We start from the raw sequence: 15,436 nt of genomic DNA, 5'->3' as shown, positions 1-15,436 counted from the left end.
CCCTGGCGGCTTTGGAACGTCTCGTGACGTGGTGAAACTCGCGCTCTGGTCAGCACGAAGGATCACGCCAAAACCGCCCCTACGTCCGCCGAACCCCCTCCTGAGCGATCAAGTTCGGGACACCGTTCGAGGCCGGAAGAAAAAGAACAAGCTCAGAGCATGTTCCGCATCCGTGTGATCTCGCTCGTCTGCTGTGCGATCACCTCGTCGGCCATCTCCTCCACGCGAATGTTGTTGCCCTGCCCCTTCGCGTCCGTGGCCATGGTGATCGCGCCCTGGTGATGGGTCGTCATCAGGGTCAAGAAGAGGTGGTCGAAGGCCTTTCCGTCGGCCGCGCGGAGCTTCTTCAGCTGGGCCCGCGTGGCCATGCCGGGCATCGTGGCGTGCTCGTGCCGCTCGGCCTTCAGTGGCTTGCCGTACGACTTCAGCCAGCCCTTCATGGCCTCGATCTCGGGCTTCTGGCCGGCCGCGATGCGTTCGGCGATCCGCTTCACGTCCTTGGACTCCGCGCGCCCCGGAGCGAGGTCGGTCATCACCAGGGCCTGGGCGTGGTGCTCGATCATCATGCGGACGTAGGAGACGTCGGCCGAGTTGGGGGAGTCGTTCTCCGAGCGCTGGTCGGCGGCTTCCTCGGCGGACAGGGTGCGGTTCGCCTCGCCTGGCTCACCCGGCGCGATCACGGCGGGCCCGTCCGCCGCGGCGGGCTTGCGGTCCGGACCTGAGTCACAGCCCCCGGCCGTGAGCACGGCCAGGGCGACCAGCCCCGTCGTGACGGCACACGCCCGAGACGCACGGCGGAAGAGCACAACGACCTCCTGTGGCAGGTGGGTTGGAACACACCTCGTGTTGTGGACGACGTACTGGCACGCTTCCGCGGGTCATTGATCGGAAAACTTCATTGCGATTCTGTTGCCCTCTGTTGGTATGAGCATGGCGAAGACGATACTGCGTGGTGCGTGAACCGTTCCGCAGTGAACGGAACCAGGGAGGAAAACAGTGATCCTGTTGAACGACCGCAGAACACGCCGCAGACGCTTGGGAGTTGTGGCTGCCGCCGGTGGGCTGCTGGCCGCGCTCCTCACAGCGGCACCGGCAGGGGCCACCCCCGACCCGGGGGATGCGCCGCCCGCGCCGAAGAAGGTCTCCAAGAGCGCCCAGGCCGAGGTCCGCGAGGCCATCCAGAGCGGCGAGATACCCGGCCAGGACGAGATCGTCCACTCCGACAACATCAAGCACCTGGCCCACGTCCCCAAGGACGTGCTGCAGGGCACGAACTCGGACCTCGCCTTCCAGGGCAGGTACGCGTTCGCGGGCAACTACGACGGTTTCCGCATCTTCGACATCAGCAACCCCAAGGTGCCGAAGACCGTCGCCCAGGTGCTGTGCCCCGGCTCGCAGAACGACATCTCCGTCTCCGGCAACCTGCTGTTCCTGTCCACCGACTCCTCGCGCAGCGACAGCAGTTGCTCCAGCACCACCCAGCCGGCGACCGAGAAGTCCTCGTGGGAGGGCATGAAGGTCTTCGACATCAGCGACAAGCGCAACCCGAGGTACGTCGCCGCCGTCGAGACCGCCTGCGGCTCGCACACCCACACGCTGGTGCCCGAGCGCCGCAACGTGTACGTGTACGTCTCCTCGTACTCGCCGAACGCCGCCTACCCCGACTGCCGGCCGCCGCACGACGGCATCTCCGTCATCAAGGTGCCGCGCGGCGCGCCCGAGAGGGCGAAGGTCGTGGGCTTCCCCGTGCTGTTCCCCGGTGAGGGGCCGGACGGCGGCGGCAACCCGGGCGGACCCACCAACCCGGGCGTCTCCAAGACCACCGGCTGCCACGACATCACCGTGCTGCCGTCGAAGGACCTGGCCGCGGGCGCCTGCATGGGCGACGGCATCCTGTTCTCCATCAAGGACCCGGAACGCCCGAAGGTCATCGACCGCGTGCAGGACAACGTCAACTTCGCGTTCTGGCACTCGGCGACCTTCAACCAGAAGGCGAACAAGGTCGTCTACACCGACGAGTTGGGCGGCGGCGGCGCGGCCACCTGCAACGCCGAGACCGGCCCGGACCGTGGTGCCGACGGCATCTACGACATCGTCGGCAAGGGCGACAAGCGCAAGCTCGTCTTCCGCAGCTACTTCAAGATCCCCCGCCACCAGGCGGACACCGAGAACTGCGTCGCCCACAACGGCTCGCTGATCCCGGTCAAGGGCAAGGACATCATGGTCCAGGCCTGGTATCAGGGCGGCGTCTCCGTCTGGGACTTCACCGACTCGGCCAAACCGAAGGAGATCGCCTACTTCGACCGCGGCCCGCTGACCACCGACACGATCAAGTCGGGCGGTTCGTGGTCGGCGTACTACTACAACGGCTACATCTACTCGAACGAGTACGCCCGGGGCTTCGACGTCCTGAAGATCGACGACCGGCGCACGGACCCGGCCCGCCGGGTCCACCAGCGTGAGCTCAACGTGCAGACGCAGCCGGACTACTTCGACTGATCCGGCGGACCGCACTCCGGTGCGGCCCCGGTAGCGAAGAACCGCGACAGATCGCTGTCGCCCCTCCCGCCGGAGACCCCGGTCTCCGGCGGGACACCCGACTCCCAGTCGAGCCGGTAACGCTTGAACAGCTCGGCCCGCAGCACCGGCACCGGCATCGGTACGCCGGGCACCAGGGCCGCGTACACGGCGCCCATCAGCAGGGCGCGCATCATCGGGTAGTCGCTGTCGACGTCCCGCGAGCCGTGCCGGGACATGGTGTCCCGCAGCAGCTCGGCCAGCCGCCGCTGCTCCGGGCACTGCATGAAGCCCTCGGCCTGCAGGATCCCCGCCATGTGCTGGCGCATCAGCACGGGCCGGTCCCTGGCCAGGCCCAGGATCGCGTCGATGGCCCGGGCCATCCGCTCCCGGCCGTTCTCGGTGCGCGGCTCGCGCTCCAGTGCCTCCTCCAGCGTGCGGTGCATCAGCCGGTGCACGGCGGACTGCACCAGCTGGCGCTTGCCGGGGAAGTAGTACGACACCAGACCGCGGGCCGAACCAGCTCGGTCCGCGATGTCGCCGAGGGTGGTCGCGTCGTAGCCGCGCTCGCCCACCAGCTCGACCGCGGCCTGCAGGAGCCGCTCCCGGGAGCGCCGCCGCAACTCTTCATTGACCGAGGCGCTCCGCGGAGACATGCTGTAACTCCTGTGTTGACTGGCTGCCAGCCAACTATACTCAGAGCGTCCGGCCAAGGCCTGTCAGGTCTGGTCCGGTGATGCCGTCTGCCTCGGGCGACGCGGGGGATCGTCCGAGGCGGGCGAGCGGACGGCTCGAAAGGTGGCCTGGGGCTACTTGATACGTCGGGCCGTCCTCCACAAGGACCGTGTGCCGGCTCAGCTCACCAGATCCAGGACCGGCCGCAGCCCGTCCGGCCGGTCGGCCGCCGGCAGATGGTCCACGAAGTGCACCTCGCATCCCAGAGCGCCGGCGCCGCCGTCTGCCCGCCTGTCGTCGCCGACCATGAGGGTCCTGCGCGGATCGGCGCCGAGCGCCTCGCAGGCGGTGGCGAACAGCCGCGGGTCGGGTTTCTGGATGCCGTGCTCGAACGACAGGACGTACGTGTCGACGTACTGGTCGAGACCGTGCGTGCGGAAGACCGGGCGCAGGTCCCAGCCGATGTTGCTGACCACCCCGACGGGAATGCCCCGCTCCCGCAACGCGCGCAGCACCTCGACGGCGTCCGGGTACGGAGCCCAGGCGGCCGGGGTCATGTGCCGGTCGTAGAGCGCGTCGTGCAGCCCCGGGTCGGGAAGCGGGACCTGCCGGGCGAGGCCGGTGTAGGCGGCCCGGTGCAGGGCGGCGCTCTGGTCCCGGACGAGCCAGGTGTCGGCCAGGTCCTCGGGTACCCGCGCCGGATCACCACCGCCCGGCAGCGCCCCGACCGCCTCCAGCGCGCGCACCGCGGCGGTCAACTCCGCCTCGGTGAGCCGGACATCGGTCCCGGCCAGGACGCCACGCAGCCAGGAGTCGGTGGACTCGACACGGAAAAGGGTCCCGGAGAAGTCGAACAGCACGGCCGTCATGGGGAGATCCTACGAGGCCGCCCCGGCACCGCGTCGCCCCGCTGCCGGCTGTACGGCCGGGCGGCGATCCCGGCCGCCCGTGCCGCGGAGGAAGATCACCGGGCTTGCGGTGCCCGTGAGTTCAGGGCTGCCATCGCCGGTGCACCCACACCGCCAGGGTCACCACCGTCGTGCCCAGCAGCCAGCCGCCCACCACGTCCGACGGCCAGTGCACGCCGAGCCAGATCCGCGTCAGCCCGACCCCGGCCACGGAGACGACGGCCACGGTCAGGGCCGTACGCCACACGGCCCGGCTGACGCCGTGCCGGTGCAGGAGCCACAGCAGCAGGCCGCACACCACCGTGGCGGTCATGGCGTGGCCCGACGGGAACGCCGAGTAGTGGGCCGAGTCGACCGGGTCGGGCCACACGGGGCGGGGGCGGTCCACCGCGGCCTTGATGCCCTGCTGCACCAGCGTGCCCAGTGCCACGGCCAGCGCCAGCCACAGCGCCGTCCAGCGCGCCGCGAACCGCATCACCAGCGCCACGACGACGGCCGCGCACAGCAGACGCATCGTCCACGGATCCCACACCCAGTCGGTCAGGATGCGGCAGGCCTGGGTGACGCCGCTCTCGTCGACCGCCCAGCGGTGGGTGGTGGCGGCGATGTCCCCGTCCGCGGTGACCAGCGGGCTCCATCTCGCCGCGACGAGGGTCAGCAGCAGAGCCGAGCACAGGGCCAGGACACCGGCGAGACCGGCGGTGGTGCGGTGCTCCGGACGGGGCGGGGAATCGACGGACGAGGTGTGCATACTGCGATCCTCGCCGAACCGGGGGGTCCGGATCCAGTACGGGGGGCGATCTTCCGTCACCGGGGCGACATGCTCCGGCCATGCCGGGTCCGCCGCAGCGTGCCCAAACGCCCCGGCTACCCGAGGGCCCGCAGCCCCGGTACGAACGCCACCAGCACCGGCACCACCGGCACCAGCGCGGCCGCCGCCGTCAGCCTCAGGCGCCGCGACGGGGACAGCCGGTCCGGGGGAGTGAGCAACCGGTGCACCCGCGCCGGGACATGGGCCTGCGGCGTCGGACAGGGGCCGAACACGCCCCGGTGTTCGTTCAGTTCGACCAGGGCCAAGGCCGTGGTCAGACGGCCGAAGCGGCGCGACGCGGTGTCGTCGGCGGCGAGTTCGACCAGGCGGTGCATCTCGTCGCGGAACGCCGCGAACACCGGGACCTGCGGAAAGCCGCCTGCCAGGGCGGAGGAGCAGTTCAGCAGCCAGTCGTGCCGGGCCCGGGCGTGGCCCTGCTCGTGGGCGAGCACGGCGTCCAGCTGCCGGCCCTTCAGCCGGCGCAACGCGGCCGTGGTCACCACCAGTTGCGGGGGAGTGCCGGGCTGCCACCAGGCGTCGGGCTGCTCGCTCTCCAGGACGACGAGCCGGCCCGAGACGGTCACCTCGCCCGGCAGCAGCGGCGCCCGGACCAGCAGATCGGCGCGCCGCCGTCGGCGCCGGGCGCGGGCCCGGCCGATCTCGCGGGCCAGCATGGCCCCGCTCCACAGCCCGCCGCAGGCCAGCGTGACCGCGGTGGTCGCCGCCCAGGGGCCCGCCGTACCCAGGGCGTAGGCCTCGACGACCCCGGTCGGCGCCGTCGCGAAGACGTGCCCCCCGACCGCGTGCCAGGCCGCCGCCGCGCTGAGCGTCATCGACAGCGCGCAGCACACGAGCACGGCCGCCACCACGCACTGCCACACCCACAGCGCCACCACCGGCTCCCGGTCCGGCCAGTCCGCCCGGGCGAGCAGCCGGGGGGCGGCCACGGCGGTCAGGGCGCCGAGCAGCAACAGCGCGGCGGTGAGCATCATGAGGGCAGCCTATGAGCGCGGCCACGCTCACGGGTACGACCTGTGCCGTCAAAGTGACGCAGGCAACGGATCCGTTGGGCGGGCCGGGCCGGTGCCCCTCACAGCGTCAGCAGCATCGCCACCATCGCGATCCCCATGGACAGCCGGCAGGCCCGTGCCAGTTCCGGCCGGTCACCCCACCCGGCGGGGCCGCCGCCCCCGGCCACGGCGGCGACCGGCACCAGGCGGACACCGGTCAGCAGCACGTACCCGGCGAAGTAGAGCAGCAGCGCCCCGGTAAGGAGCGGAACTCCCGATCCGCCCCGGCCGTGCGCGTGCGCGGGGGAGCCGGCCATGACGACGGACATGTAGACCATCGCCGCGGCCCCCACCAGGTGGTGGAGATGGTGCGCGCCGGCCCGCGCCGCCCACAGCGCGTGCACGCCCGCCGCCCCGAACACCGCCGCGTAGACGGGCCAGGCCCACGAGGGCGGCGTGAACACCGCAGCCGGCACGGCCATCGCGGCCATCCCGAAACCCATCAGCGCCTCGCCGCCCGCGGCGCTGCGCTGCTCCTCGGCGCCACTGCGCATCCGCGCCAGACAGTAGGCGCCGGTCACCGCGCAGAGCGCCACCAGCAGCCAGCCGGACGAAGCCGGTCCGTGCACGCGCACCTCCCCGTTCGACGGTCGGTCATTCGATGCCCGGGCCATGCGGTGCGCACGCGAGCGCAAGGGTGTACACGGGGAGCATTCGACGGAGCACGCCAGGTGAGGATTGATGTTTTACGAGTAAAACACCTGTTAATCTTGCGGCATGAGCAGTGCGCCCCCCACCCCCACCCCCGTCCCCGCCTCCCCGTCCGCCCGGCGTCTCCCGCTGGCGGGGGTGCTGCGCCTCGGAAGGCCCTCGGAGATCTGGTTCAAACCCGCGCTGAGCGTGGTCGCGGCGATCGCTCCGCCCGCGTTCACCCTGGTGGCGCTCGGGCGGCTCGATCTCGTGATGTACGCGATGGCCGGGTCCCTGTGCGCGCTGTACGCCCACAACCGTCCGTACGCCGCCCGGGCCGGGGTCCTGGTGTGGGTGGTGCTGGGCATGCTCGGCGGGCTCGGCGTGGCCCTGGTCGCGGCCTCGCTCACCGGCAGCGCCGTCGTCCTTGTCACCGTCGGTGCGCTGCTGGCCGCCGCGCAGAAGGTCCTGTGCGACGCCACCCGGGTCGGGCCGCCGGGCAACGTCGTCCTCACCTTCGTCAGCTCGGCCTCCCTGTTCGCGCCGCAGGCCCTCGGGCAGGTGCCGGGCCATCTGGCCCTGGCCGCCGCGACGGGTGCCTGGGCCTGGCTGGTCTGCATGGCGCCCGGGCTCGTCCGGCCGCACGGACCGGAACGCCGCGCCACCGCCGCCGCCCTGAAGGCCGCCGCCGTGTACGCCGACACCGGCGGCACGGGGGCGGGCCACGCCCGGGCCCGCGTCGCGGGCTACACCGCTGTGCAGGCCGCCTGGCAGTCGCTGCTGTCCACCCGTGCTCCTTCACGGACCCGGCGGGCCCTCGAACGGCTCGTGGTCCGTGCCGAGGTCGCCCTCGCGGCGCCGACTGAGGCGGACGCGGGGCGACTGCGTGCCTGGGCGGGCTCGCTGCGTGGCACCGGACCCGTCCCAAGGGCCGGACTTCCGGCCGCGGCCGCCGACGAACTGCTCGGCGTGGCCGCGGCCCGGCCCCTCTGGGCACGGCTGGGCCCGCTGACCCCGCTCGCGGTGCGGACCGCCCTCGGCTGCGCGCTGGCCGGGTACGCCTCTCTCGCCCTCGGGATCGGCCGGCCCTACTGGGCGCTGGTCACCGCCGCCTCGCTCTACCAGGCGAACATCGCGCTGACCTGGAGCCGGGCCGTCCAGCGGGTGGTGGGCAACGTCGTCGGCGTGCTCGTCTTCCTTGCCGTCGTGCCGCTCGCGCACCTGGGCCCCGTGGCGCTCGTGCTGTGCTGCCTCACGTTCAGCTTCGGCGCGGAGGTGCTGATCAGCCGGAACTACTGGCTCGGCAGCGTCTGCGTGACGCCCATGGCCCTGCTCATCACGGAGTTCGCCGGATACCAGGAGCCCGGGGAGCTGATGACGGAGCGGGTCGTGGACACCGTCGTCGGTGCGCTGGTCGGGTTCGTCGCCGCCGTGGCCGTCACCAACCGGCGTGCGGGCGACCGCGTCGAACGGGCGCTGACCGCCGCCGACCGGGCCCGCGAGCACGCCGCCCGCCTCCTGGCCGGGCCGGACCCCGGCACCGTTGCCCTGGAATCCGCCCGCCGGGGCCTCGCCGCCGCCCTGGCCGACCTGCGCGCCACGGTCGACGCCGCCGCCGGTGAATGGTGGCAGCGTGCCCTGCCCCAGGAGCGGGTCGTGCTCGCCGAACAGTGCGGACACCGTACGCTCGCCGCGACGGCCCGACGCCAGGGCCTGCTCCCGGACCGGGACCCGGCCACCGAAACGGAGGACGCACGGCCATGACGCCGACCGAAGGACCATCGCCCAGGGGGACCGACGGGGGCGAGGCCCCGCAGCCGGGGGCCGAGGCAGATCCGGCGGCGGAGGGACGATCGGCCGAGGAGGCGGGCAGGGCCGGCGGGGATCCCGCCGGTGGTGCTCAGGCGGCCGGAGGCGACCCGGGTGGCGGGCGGGCGGCCGGGGTGTCGGGGCCGGTCGCAGGGGGATCGGCTGAGGGGGCACGCACATCAAGGGGTGTGGCTGGTGGTGCTCAGGCTGGCGCGGGCGATTCGGCCGACGTGCGGGCGGCCGGGGTCGACCGCACGGCCGGAGGGGGTTCGGCTGAGAAGGCGCGGGCGTCCGGGGAGGGTCTCGCCGGTGGTGCTCAGGCGGCCGGAGGCGACCCGGGTGGCGGGCGGGCGGCCGGGGTGTCGGGGGCGTCCGGAGGTGGTTCGGCTGAGGAGGCGCGCGCGTCCGGAGGGGGGCTCACCGACGACGCCCAGGCGGCCGGGAGTGAGCCTGTGCAAGGACGGACGGCCGGTGACGGAGCAACGGGCGGAGGGGAAAACCCCGCTCCCGACCCGGCGGTCGGAGTCGACTCGGGCGGCAGTCCCTCCGTCGGTGGTGAACCGGCTCCCGACCCGGTGGCCGGAGTCGACCCGGGCGGCAGCGCCCCCCTCGGTGCCGAACCGGCCGATGGTCGCCGGGGGGACACCGTCGCCGCCGTCGTTCGGCAGTGGCGGGTCGTGCATCCCGGGCTCGATACCGGGCCGATGGAGGTCATCGGGCGGATCAACCGCTGTGCCGCTCTGCTGCAGCAGGCCGAGGACGCTCCGTTGCGCCGGGCGGGGCTCACCCGGCCCGAGTTCGATCTGCTCGGTGCGTTGCGTCGTACCGGGCACGAGCTGACGCCCGGGGAGCTGGCCCGGGAGACCTTCTCCTCGGGGGCCGCCGTCACCAAACGCCTCAAGCAGCTGACCGAGCGCGGTCTGGTCGAACGGCGCGGCGACGCCCGTGATCGCAGGGTCGTCCACCTCCGTCTCACCGACGCCGGACGCGACCTCGTCGACGGCATCCTGCCCGTCCAGCTCGCGTACGAGACCGCCGTGCTCTCCGGCCTGGACGGCCCCGAGCAGGGCGAACTCGCGGCCCTGCTCGGGGAGTTGCTCAGCCAGCTGGAAGGGCGGCTCGGCGTGCTGCGGGCCTGACCGGTCACCGGTCAGAGCACCTCGTGCACCGTGCGGCGATGCGTGGAGCGGCGGTCGTCGACCGCCGTCCAGCGGTCGCCGTAGATGTTCCGGGTGATGGCCGGCTCGCGGACGAAGTCGTGCGGGAAACCGAGCGGCACCGCGCTCACCTCGTCGAGCCGGGCGAGGGCGTCCGAGTCGAGGCGGACGTCGACACTGCCCAGATTGTCGGCGAGCTGGCTTACTTTGGTCGCCGCGATGATCGGCACCACGTTGCCCGGCCGGGCCAGCAGCCAGGCCAGGGCGACCTGGGCCGGACTCCAGCCGCCCTGCTCGGCGACCTCCAGCACGGCGCTGATCACCGCCTCCTCACGTGGGTCGGTGTCCCCGCCCGTGGCGTCAAGACGCCCCGCCTCACCCCTGCGGTACTTGCCGGTGAGCTTCCCGGCCGCGAGCGGCGCCCACGCCAGCACGGCCAGGTCGAACGCCCGGGCCTGCGGGAGCAGTTCGCGCTCCGGGGTCCGTTCCAGCAGGCTGTAGCGCAGCTGCGAACCGGCGAACGCGGTCCAGCCCCGCAGCTCCGCCAGGGTGTTGGCCTGGGCGATCTCCCAGGCGGGCCAGTCCGAGACACCGACGTACAGCACCTTGCCGGTGCGCATGAGGTCGTCCAGGGCCCGCATGACCTCCTCGACCGGTGTGAAGTTGTCCCGGGCGTGCACCCACAGCACGTCCAGCCGGTCGGTGCGCAGCCGCCGAAGGCTCGCCTCCACCGACTGGACCAGGTTCTTGCGGTGGTTGCCCGCGGCGTTGACGTCACCGTCGCGGATCGCGCAGGTGTACTTGCTGGCCAGCACGAACGTGTCGCGCCGGCCCGCGAGCAGCTCCCCGAGGATCCGTTCCGAGCTGCCGTCGGTGTAGTTGTTGGCGGTGTCGATGAAGTTGCCGCCCGCCTCCGCGTAGGCGTCGACGATCCGGGCGCTGGCCTCCTTGCCGGCGCCCCAGCCCCAGTCGTCGCCGATGGTCATCGCGCCGAGGCTCAGCTCGCTCACGCGCAGACCGGTCTTGCCGAACAGTGTGTAACGCACTCTCGTCCCCTTCGGGCAGGTCGTACGGGGGACGCTAGGAGCTGGAGCGCACTTCAGCGCAAGCCGGGCCCCGCCCCGGCGTCACACCGTCGTCTCAGCTCTCGTAGTCCGCCCGGTACACACCGAACATCGCCCCCTGCGGGTCCCGCAGCACCGCGATGCGCGGCCCGTCGGGCACGGAGGTGGGCACCATCAGGACCGTGCCGTGGCGCTGGACGACGGCGGTCGTGTCGTCCACGTCGGCCACGGCGAAGTACGGCAGCCAGTGCGCCGGCACCTCGGGCGGGAACTTGTCGTCCATCGTCACCATGCCGCCGAAGTCCGCGCCGCCGATGCCCCACTGGGTGTAGCGGTCCGACGGGGCGACCGTCCAGCCGAACACCCGCGTGTAGAAGGACACGGCCCCTTCCGGATCCCGCGTCATCAGCTCCACCCAGCCCAGCGAACCGGGCGCGTTGAACAGTCCGGCGCCCGGGAAGGTTCCCGCCTGCCACAGCTGGAACACGGCACCGCCCGGATCGGCGGCCACCGCGAACCGGCCCATGTCGAACACGTCCGTCGGGCCGAGCAGCAGCGTCCCGCCCGCCTCGGTCACCGCGCGGGCGGTGGCGTCCGCGTCGGTCACCGCGAACGACACGTTCCAGGCGACGGGCTGCGACGGCTGGTACAGCGGGGCGAGCGCGGCCACGGCCGCGTCCCCGAGGTGCGCGACGGTGTAGCCGCCGGCCTCCTGACGCGCGTCGGTCTCGGGACGCCAGCCGAACAGCCGCGTGTAGAACCGCCGGGCCGCGTCCAGGTCGCCGGTCCCCAGCTCGGTCCAGCAGGGGCCGCCGGTCACCGGTGCGTCGAGCTTCATGGCGTTCCTTCCGCGAGCGGCGGGGGCAGGCCCCCGGGTCCCCCTCCAGCACGCTAAGCCGCCCCCCGGGCTCCCTGCCATCCGGGGAAACCCACTGGTGTGCCGCCGCGGGCCCGACCTACCCTCAACCCGTACCGCACCGCGTGGCGGCCACCGGCTCCTTCACCCTGCCCGGAGGTACCCCATGCCCGCGCCCGCCCGGCCGGGTGTCACGGGCGAGCGCACGCTGGGGGAGTGCGGCACCCGCTTCACGGACCGGTCCGAGGGGGAGACCCTCGGCTTCGTCGAGATCGACACGGCCCAGGCCCGCCCGGAACACCACGCCCGTGCCGCGGACCTCGCCGACATCGGCAACCCGCACATCGACCCCGCGCAGCACGGCACCAGCCTGGAGCACCGGTTGCTCGCCCGGGCCGCCCACTGGCTCAGGCTGTGCGGCGTGGACCGGCTCGTGGCCTACGAATCGGCCGCCGACAGCGCCATGACCGACCTTCTGCACGGCGCGGGCTTTCGCGAACTCACCCCCACCGAACGGGGCTGGGAGCACCGCCCCGGCCGGCCTCAGATGCCCGGCCGATAGCGCATCGGGTGGTCGGCCGGCACCTCCACCAGCACGATCGGCGTCCCGTCCGGATCCGCGATCCACATCTCGACCAGCCCCCAGGGCTCCCTCACCGGCGGCCGCACGATCTCCACGCCCTTCGCCCGCAGTTCCTCCTGCGCCGCCGTCACGTCGTCGACCTGCAGCCACAGGCGTACGGCGGGCGCCGGGGGCGTCTGGGACCGGCCCGAGACCTCGAGGAAGCCGCCGCCCATGAAGAAGACCGTGCCGCGCTCCGCTCCCGTGCCGAACTCGCGGTAGACGGCGAGGCCGAGCTGCTCACCGTAGAAGGCACGGGACCGCTCGGGGTCGGTGGGGCGGAGCAGGATCCGGCTGCTGAGTACATGCACCATGCGGCGGAGCTTAGTGGCGGCGTTACGCTCGTCCCTGCCCGAGCCGCGCCCTACAACGGAGACGTACGCCCATGGAGACCGCCGCCACCGCACTGACCTTCCGGGACGCCACGGACGCCGACGTGGCCGAGCTGGTCGCGCTGATCGAGTCGGCGTACCGGGGCGACGACAGCCGGGCCGGGTGGACCACCGAGGCGGACATCCTCGAAGGGCAGCGGACCGACCCGGAGGGTGTGCTGGAGGTCATCAAGGCGCCCGACAGCCGACTCCTGACGGTGGAGCGGGACGGCAGGATCGTCGCCTGCTGCCAGCTGGAGCACCAGGGCGAGAACGCCTACTTCGGGATGTTCGCCGTCAGCCCCCGGCTCCAGGGCGCGGGGCTCGGCAAGGTGATCATCGCGGAGGCGGAGCGGCAGGCCCGCGAAACCTGGGGCGTGAAGGAGATGCAGATGACCGTGATCTCCGTCCGCGACGACCTCATCGCCTGGTACGAGCGGCGCGGCTACCGCCGTACGGGACGGACGACCCCGTTCCCGTACGGCGACGAGCGCTTCGGCGTTCCGCAGCGCGACGACCTGATGTTCGAACTGCTGGTGAAGGAACTCCCGTAGACACTAGGTCGTGTCCGCGACACGGCCTCTAGGCCGTGAACCGGCCCGTGCGCTTGATGTCCGGGTGGTCGGTGGTCGCGCCGTCCAGGCCGAACGCCCGGACCAGACGCAGTTGATCCTGCGTGTTCACCACCCAGCCGATGATCTTCAGGTCGGCCTTGCGGGCCCGCTCCACGATCTCCAGGGTGAGCCGACGGATGTTCAGGCAGACGGTCTCGGCACCGGCCTGCACGGCGCGGTCGACGATGTCGGTGCCGTAGCGGCTGGCGATCAGCGCGGTGCGCACGCCCGGCACCAGCGGCTTGATCTCGGCGATCGCCTCGTCGTGGAACGAGGACACCTCCACGCGGCCTGCCAGCCCTCGCCGGTTCATCACCTCGGCCAGGGCCCGCGCCGCCTGCACGTCCTTGATCTCCGCCTGGAGCGGCGACTGGACGGCCTCCAGCACCTCGTCGAAGACCGGGACCCGCTCGCCCCGGCCCGCGTCCAGGGCCCGCAGCTCGGAGAGGGTCTTCTCGGCGATCGGCCCGGTGCCGTCGGTCGTGCGGTCCACATCCGTGTCGTGCATGACGACGAGCGCGCCGTCCTTGCTCAGATGCAGGTCGAGTTCGATGGCGTCGAGACCCGCCTCCTGGGCGGCGACGAAGGACCGGAGGGTGTTCTCGGGCTCCACACCCATGACTCCGCGGTGACCGATGGTGAGGAAGTTCAAGACGCGACTCTCTTCCGTCGACAGGCGGCAGTGGGGGCCGGACAGGCCCCCCTGACCGTATCGCCTGGGCCCGCCCTGTGCAGAGAGTGAGGGCATGGTCGCCGCACATCCGGGCAGAAGCGTGACCGACAGGAAAAAGTGCGGTGAAGGGCAGGGTGAGGCAGGATAATTTCCCGGGTTCGCCCTTGCTGGGAGGAACCTCGTGTGTATACGGTCTGCATACGTGAGATTCTCCCGTGGAAGGTGGGACATGACGGAAATTCTTGTGCAGGTGGGTTCGGAGGAAGGTCTTCCTCCCGTGGCCAGGGTGGTGGAGCACCCGGCATGGCCCGTGCTCAAGGATGCCGTGGAGCGGATCCGGCCATGGCAGTCCAAGGACGGGTCGATCGACTTCGACGCCGAGGGCGCACCCGACCCGGCCGACGCCGAGCTCGCGGTCCGCCAGGTCGCCGACGCCGTCCTGGAGCTCTCCCCGCTGCTCCCGCACGACGAGGCCTATCACGAGGCCCTGGTCAAGGACCTGACCCGGTGGGCCGACAGCGGCTTCCAGGTGCCCGACTTCCTCGACTCGCTGCTGGCCTTCCAGCCCGCCGCGAGCCGCGCGGACGGCCTCCAGCACCTCGTCGTCTTCCCGATGTACACGCAGAACGGCAACCCGGACCGCAACCTCGAGGCGGTCGTGCTGCGCATGGTCTGGCCGGACTGGCTGGCCGAGCTGGAGCGCACCCGCTACGACAACCCGCTGTTCTGCGGCATCACGTTCGAGGACTTCACGGCCGGCTACGACACCAACTCGGCCGTCCTGTTCCCCGAGACCATCGCCGTGCGCGAGGCCCCGGAGCGGTTCACCTGGGGCGGCATCTTCTGCGACCGCGAGGCCGCCCGTTTCCGCCGGGTGACCGACGCCGCCGTCGACATCCTGGGTCTGGAGCTGCCCGAGGACGTCGCCGCGATGGTCCACGACCAGAAGCGCTGCGAGGAGGCGTTCGTCCTGTGGGACATGGTCCACGACCGCACCCACAGCCACGGCGACCTGCCCTTCGACCCGTTCATGATCAAGCAGCGCCAGCCGTTCTGGATGTACGGCCTGGAGGAGCTGCGCTGCGACCTCACCGCCTTCAAGGAGGCGGTGAAGCTGGCCGGGGAGGGCGTCCCGCAGGCCCGTGACGTGCAGGTCGCGGTCCTTTTCGACCGCATGTTCCGCTTCCCGGTCACCGGCGAGCGGGTGCGCAACTACGACGGCCTCGGCGGTCAGCTTCTCTTCGCCTACCTGCACAAGCACGACGTCGTCCGCTGGACCGACAACAAGCTCACCATCGACTGGGAGCGCGCCCCGCAGGTCACCAACCAGCTGTGCGCCGAGATCGAGGACCTGTACCGCGACGGCATCGACCGCCCCAAGCTCGTCCACTGGTTCGCCGGGTACGAGCTGGTCTCCACCTATCTCTCCCCGCACCCGGGCTCGAAGTGGGCCAAGGGCCCCGAGGCGCTGGACACGACGCAGCCGCCGCGCAAACTCGTCGATGACGTGCTTCCGGACGAGTTTCCGCTGAGCATGTTCTATGAGGCACTGTCCAAGAAGCTGAAGAACGTGATCGCCTCCACCAAGGGCATCACGGCGGACGACGCCGAGCGGATCGCCGCGTGAGCGATCGGCGAAGCGAGAACACTGCTCAGGAG

General features: G+C 71.9%; 16 protein-coding genes. 6 read left to right on the top strand and 10 right to left on the bottom strand.

The annotated features are described in order from the left end of the window. Positions 1-152 precede the first annotated feature (152 nt). Positions 153-806, bottom strand: a complete 654-nt coding sequence (locus CEB94_RS05605; protein ID WP_175431105.1) for a DUF305 domain-containing protein — start codon at positions 804-806, stop codon at positions 153-155. Between the two features lie 190 nt (positions 807-996). On the opposite strand from CEB94_RS05605, the gene CEB94_RS05600 reads away from it, so the two are divergent. Beyond that, positions 997-2,499 carry an LVIVD repeat-containing protein gene (locus CEB94_RS05600; protein WP_175431104.1) on the top strand — a complete coding sequence of 501 codons (1,503 nt, stop codon included), beginning with the start codon at positions 997-999 and terminating at the stop codon, positions 2,497-2,499. On the opposite strand, the gene CEB94_RS05595 is transcribed toward CEB94_RS05600, so the two are convergent. The 5 genes from CEB94_RS05595 to CEB94_RS05575 all read right to left on the bottom strand — a co-directional run bounded on the left by CEB94_RS05595 (position 2,487) and on the right by CEB94_RS05575 (position 6,550). Continuing rightward, positions 2,487-3,173, bottom strand: a complete 687-nt coding sequence (locus CEB94_RS05595; RefSeq protein ID WP_175431103.1) for a TetR/AcrR family transcriptional regulator — start codon at positions 3,171-3,173, stop codon at positions 2,487-2,489. The two genes, CEB94_RS05600 and CEB94_RS05595, sit on opposite strands and share 13 nt — an antisense overlap. Before the next feature lie 198 nt (positions 3,174-3,371). Continuing rightward, on the bottom strand, positions 3,372-4,061 hold the full coding sequence (locus CEB94_RS05590; protein WP_175431102.1) for an HAD family hydrolase: 690 nt from the start codon (positions 4,059-4,061) through the stop codon (positions 3,372-3,374). A gap of 121 nt (positions 4,062-4,182) precedes the next feature. Continuing rightward, complete coding sequence (locus CEB94_RS05585; RefSeq protein ID WP_175431101.1) at positions 4,183-4,851, bottom strand: phosphatase PAP2 family protein; 669 nt, start codon at positions 4,849-4,851, stop codon at positions 4,183-4,185. A gap of 116 nt (positions 4,852-4,967) precedes the next feature. Further along, positions 4,968-5,903 carry a M56 family metallopeptidase gene (locus CEB94_RS05580; RefSeq protein WP_175431100.1) on the bottom strand — a complete coding sequence of 312 codons (936 nt, stop codon included), beginning with the start codon at positions 5,901-5,903 and terminating at the stop codon, positions 4,968-4,970. Positions 5,904-6,001: 98 nt separating this feature from the next. After that, the gene (locus tag CEB94_RS05575; RefSeq protein ID WP_031139215.1) at positions 6,002-6,550 is read right to left on the bottom strand and encodes a DUF5134 domain-containing protein; all 549 of its coding nucleotides are present in this window, start codon (positions 6,548-6,550) and stop codon (positions 6,002-6,004) included. A 148-nt stretch (positions 6,551-6,698) separates the two neighbouring features. On the opposite strand from CEB94_RS05575, the gene CEB94_RS05570 reads away from it, so the two are divergent. Together CEB94_RS05570 and CEB94_RS05565 are read left to right on the top strand one after the other, a co-directional pair. Further along, the gene (locus CEB94_RS05570; protein ID WP_175431099.1) at positions 6,699-8,375 is read left to right on the top strand and encodes an FUSC family protein; all 1,677 of its coding nucleotides are present in this window, start codon (positions 6,699-6,701) and stop codon (positions 8,373-8,375) included. Between the two features lie 620 nt (positions 8,376-8,995). After that, the gene (locus tag CEB94_RS05565; RefSeq protein WP_175436902.1) at positions 8,996-9,559 is read left to right on the top strand and encodes a MarR family winged helix-turn-helix transcriptional regulator; all 564 of its coding nucleotides are present in this window, start codon (positions 8,996-8,998) and stop codon (positions 9,557-9,559) included. Positions 9,560-9,570: 11 nt separating this feature from the next. Here the strand turns inward: CEB94_RS05565 and CEB94_RS05560 are convergent, their stop codons facing one another. Beyond that, positions 9,571-10,623 carry an aldo/keto reductase gene (locus CEB94_RS05560; protein WP_175431098.1) on the bottom strand — a complete coding sequence of 351 codons (1,053 nt, stop codon included), beginning with the start codon at positions 10,621-10,623 and terminating at the stop codon, positions 9,571-9,573. A 94-nt stretch (positions 10,624-10,717) separates the two neighbouring features. Beyond that, positions 10,718-11,479 (bottom strand): VOC family protein, encoded by a 762-nt coding sequence (locus CEB94_RS05555; protein WP_175431097.1) that lies wholly within the window; start codon positions 11,477-11,479, stop codon positions 10,718-10,720. Positions 11,480-11,663: 184 nt separating this feature from the next. Here CEB94_RS05555 and CEB94_RS05550 point away from each other — a divergent pair, with 184 nt between their 5' ends. Then, on the top strand, positions 11,664-12,059 hold the full coding sequence (locus CEB94_RS05550) for a hypothetical protein (RefSeq protein WP_246111730.1): 396 nt from the start codon (positions 11,664-11,666) through the stop codon (positions 12,057-12,059). Here CEB94_RS05550 and CEB94_RS05545 read toward each other — a convergent pair. After that, positions 12,041-12,433, bottom strand: a complete 393-nt coding sequence (locus CEB94_RS05545) for a VOC family protein (protein ID WP_175431096.1) — start codon at positions 12,431-12,433, stop codon at positions 12,041-12,043. The two genes, CEB94_RS05550 and CEB94_RS05545, sit on opposite strands and share 19 nt — an antisense overlap. 71 nt (positions 12,434-12,504) lie before the next feature. Here CEB94_RS05545 and CEB94_RS05540 point away from each other — a divergent pair, with 71 nt between their 5' ends. Continuing rightward, a complete protein-coding gene (locus CEB94_RS05540) occupies positions 12,505-13,044 on the top strand; it encodes a GNAT family N-acetyltransferase (protein ID WP_175431095.1) in 540 nt (179 codons plus the stop codon). A 28-nt stretch (positions 13,045-13,072) separates the two neighbouring features. Here the strand turns inward: CEB94_RS05540 and CEB94_RS05535 are convergent, their stop codons facing one another. After that, positions 13,073-13,756, bottom strand: a complete 684-nt coding sequence (locus CEB94_RS05535; protein ID WP_175431094.1) for a glycerophosphodiester phosphodiesterase — start codon at positions 13,754-13,756, stop codon at positions 13,073-13,075. A 250-nt stretch (positions 13,757-14,006) separates the two neighbouring features. Between CEB94_RS05535 and CEB94_RS05530 the strand changes: the two genes are divergently transcribed. After that, positions 14,007-15,404 (top strand): DUF6421 family protein, encoded by a 1,398-nt coding sequence (locus tag CEB94_RS05530; protein WP_175431093.1) that lies wholly within the window; start codon positions 14,007-14,009, stop codon positions 15,402-15,404. The last annotated feature ends 32 nt before the right edge of the window (positions 15,405-15,436 follow it).

Origin of the sequence: Streptomyces hawaiiensis (assembly GCF_004803895.1) — a bacterium.
GTDB classification, from domain to species: domain Bacteria; phylum Actinomycetota; class Actinomycetes; order Streptomycetales; family Streptomycetaceae; genus Streptomyces; species Streptomyces hawaiiensis.
Note: the sequence above shows the minus strand (reverse complement) of the source record. Positions and strands in the feature narration are given on the sequence as shown.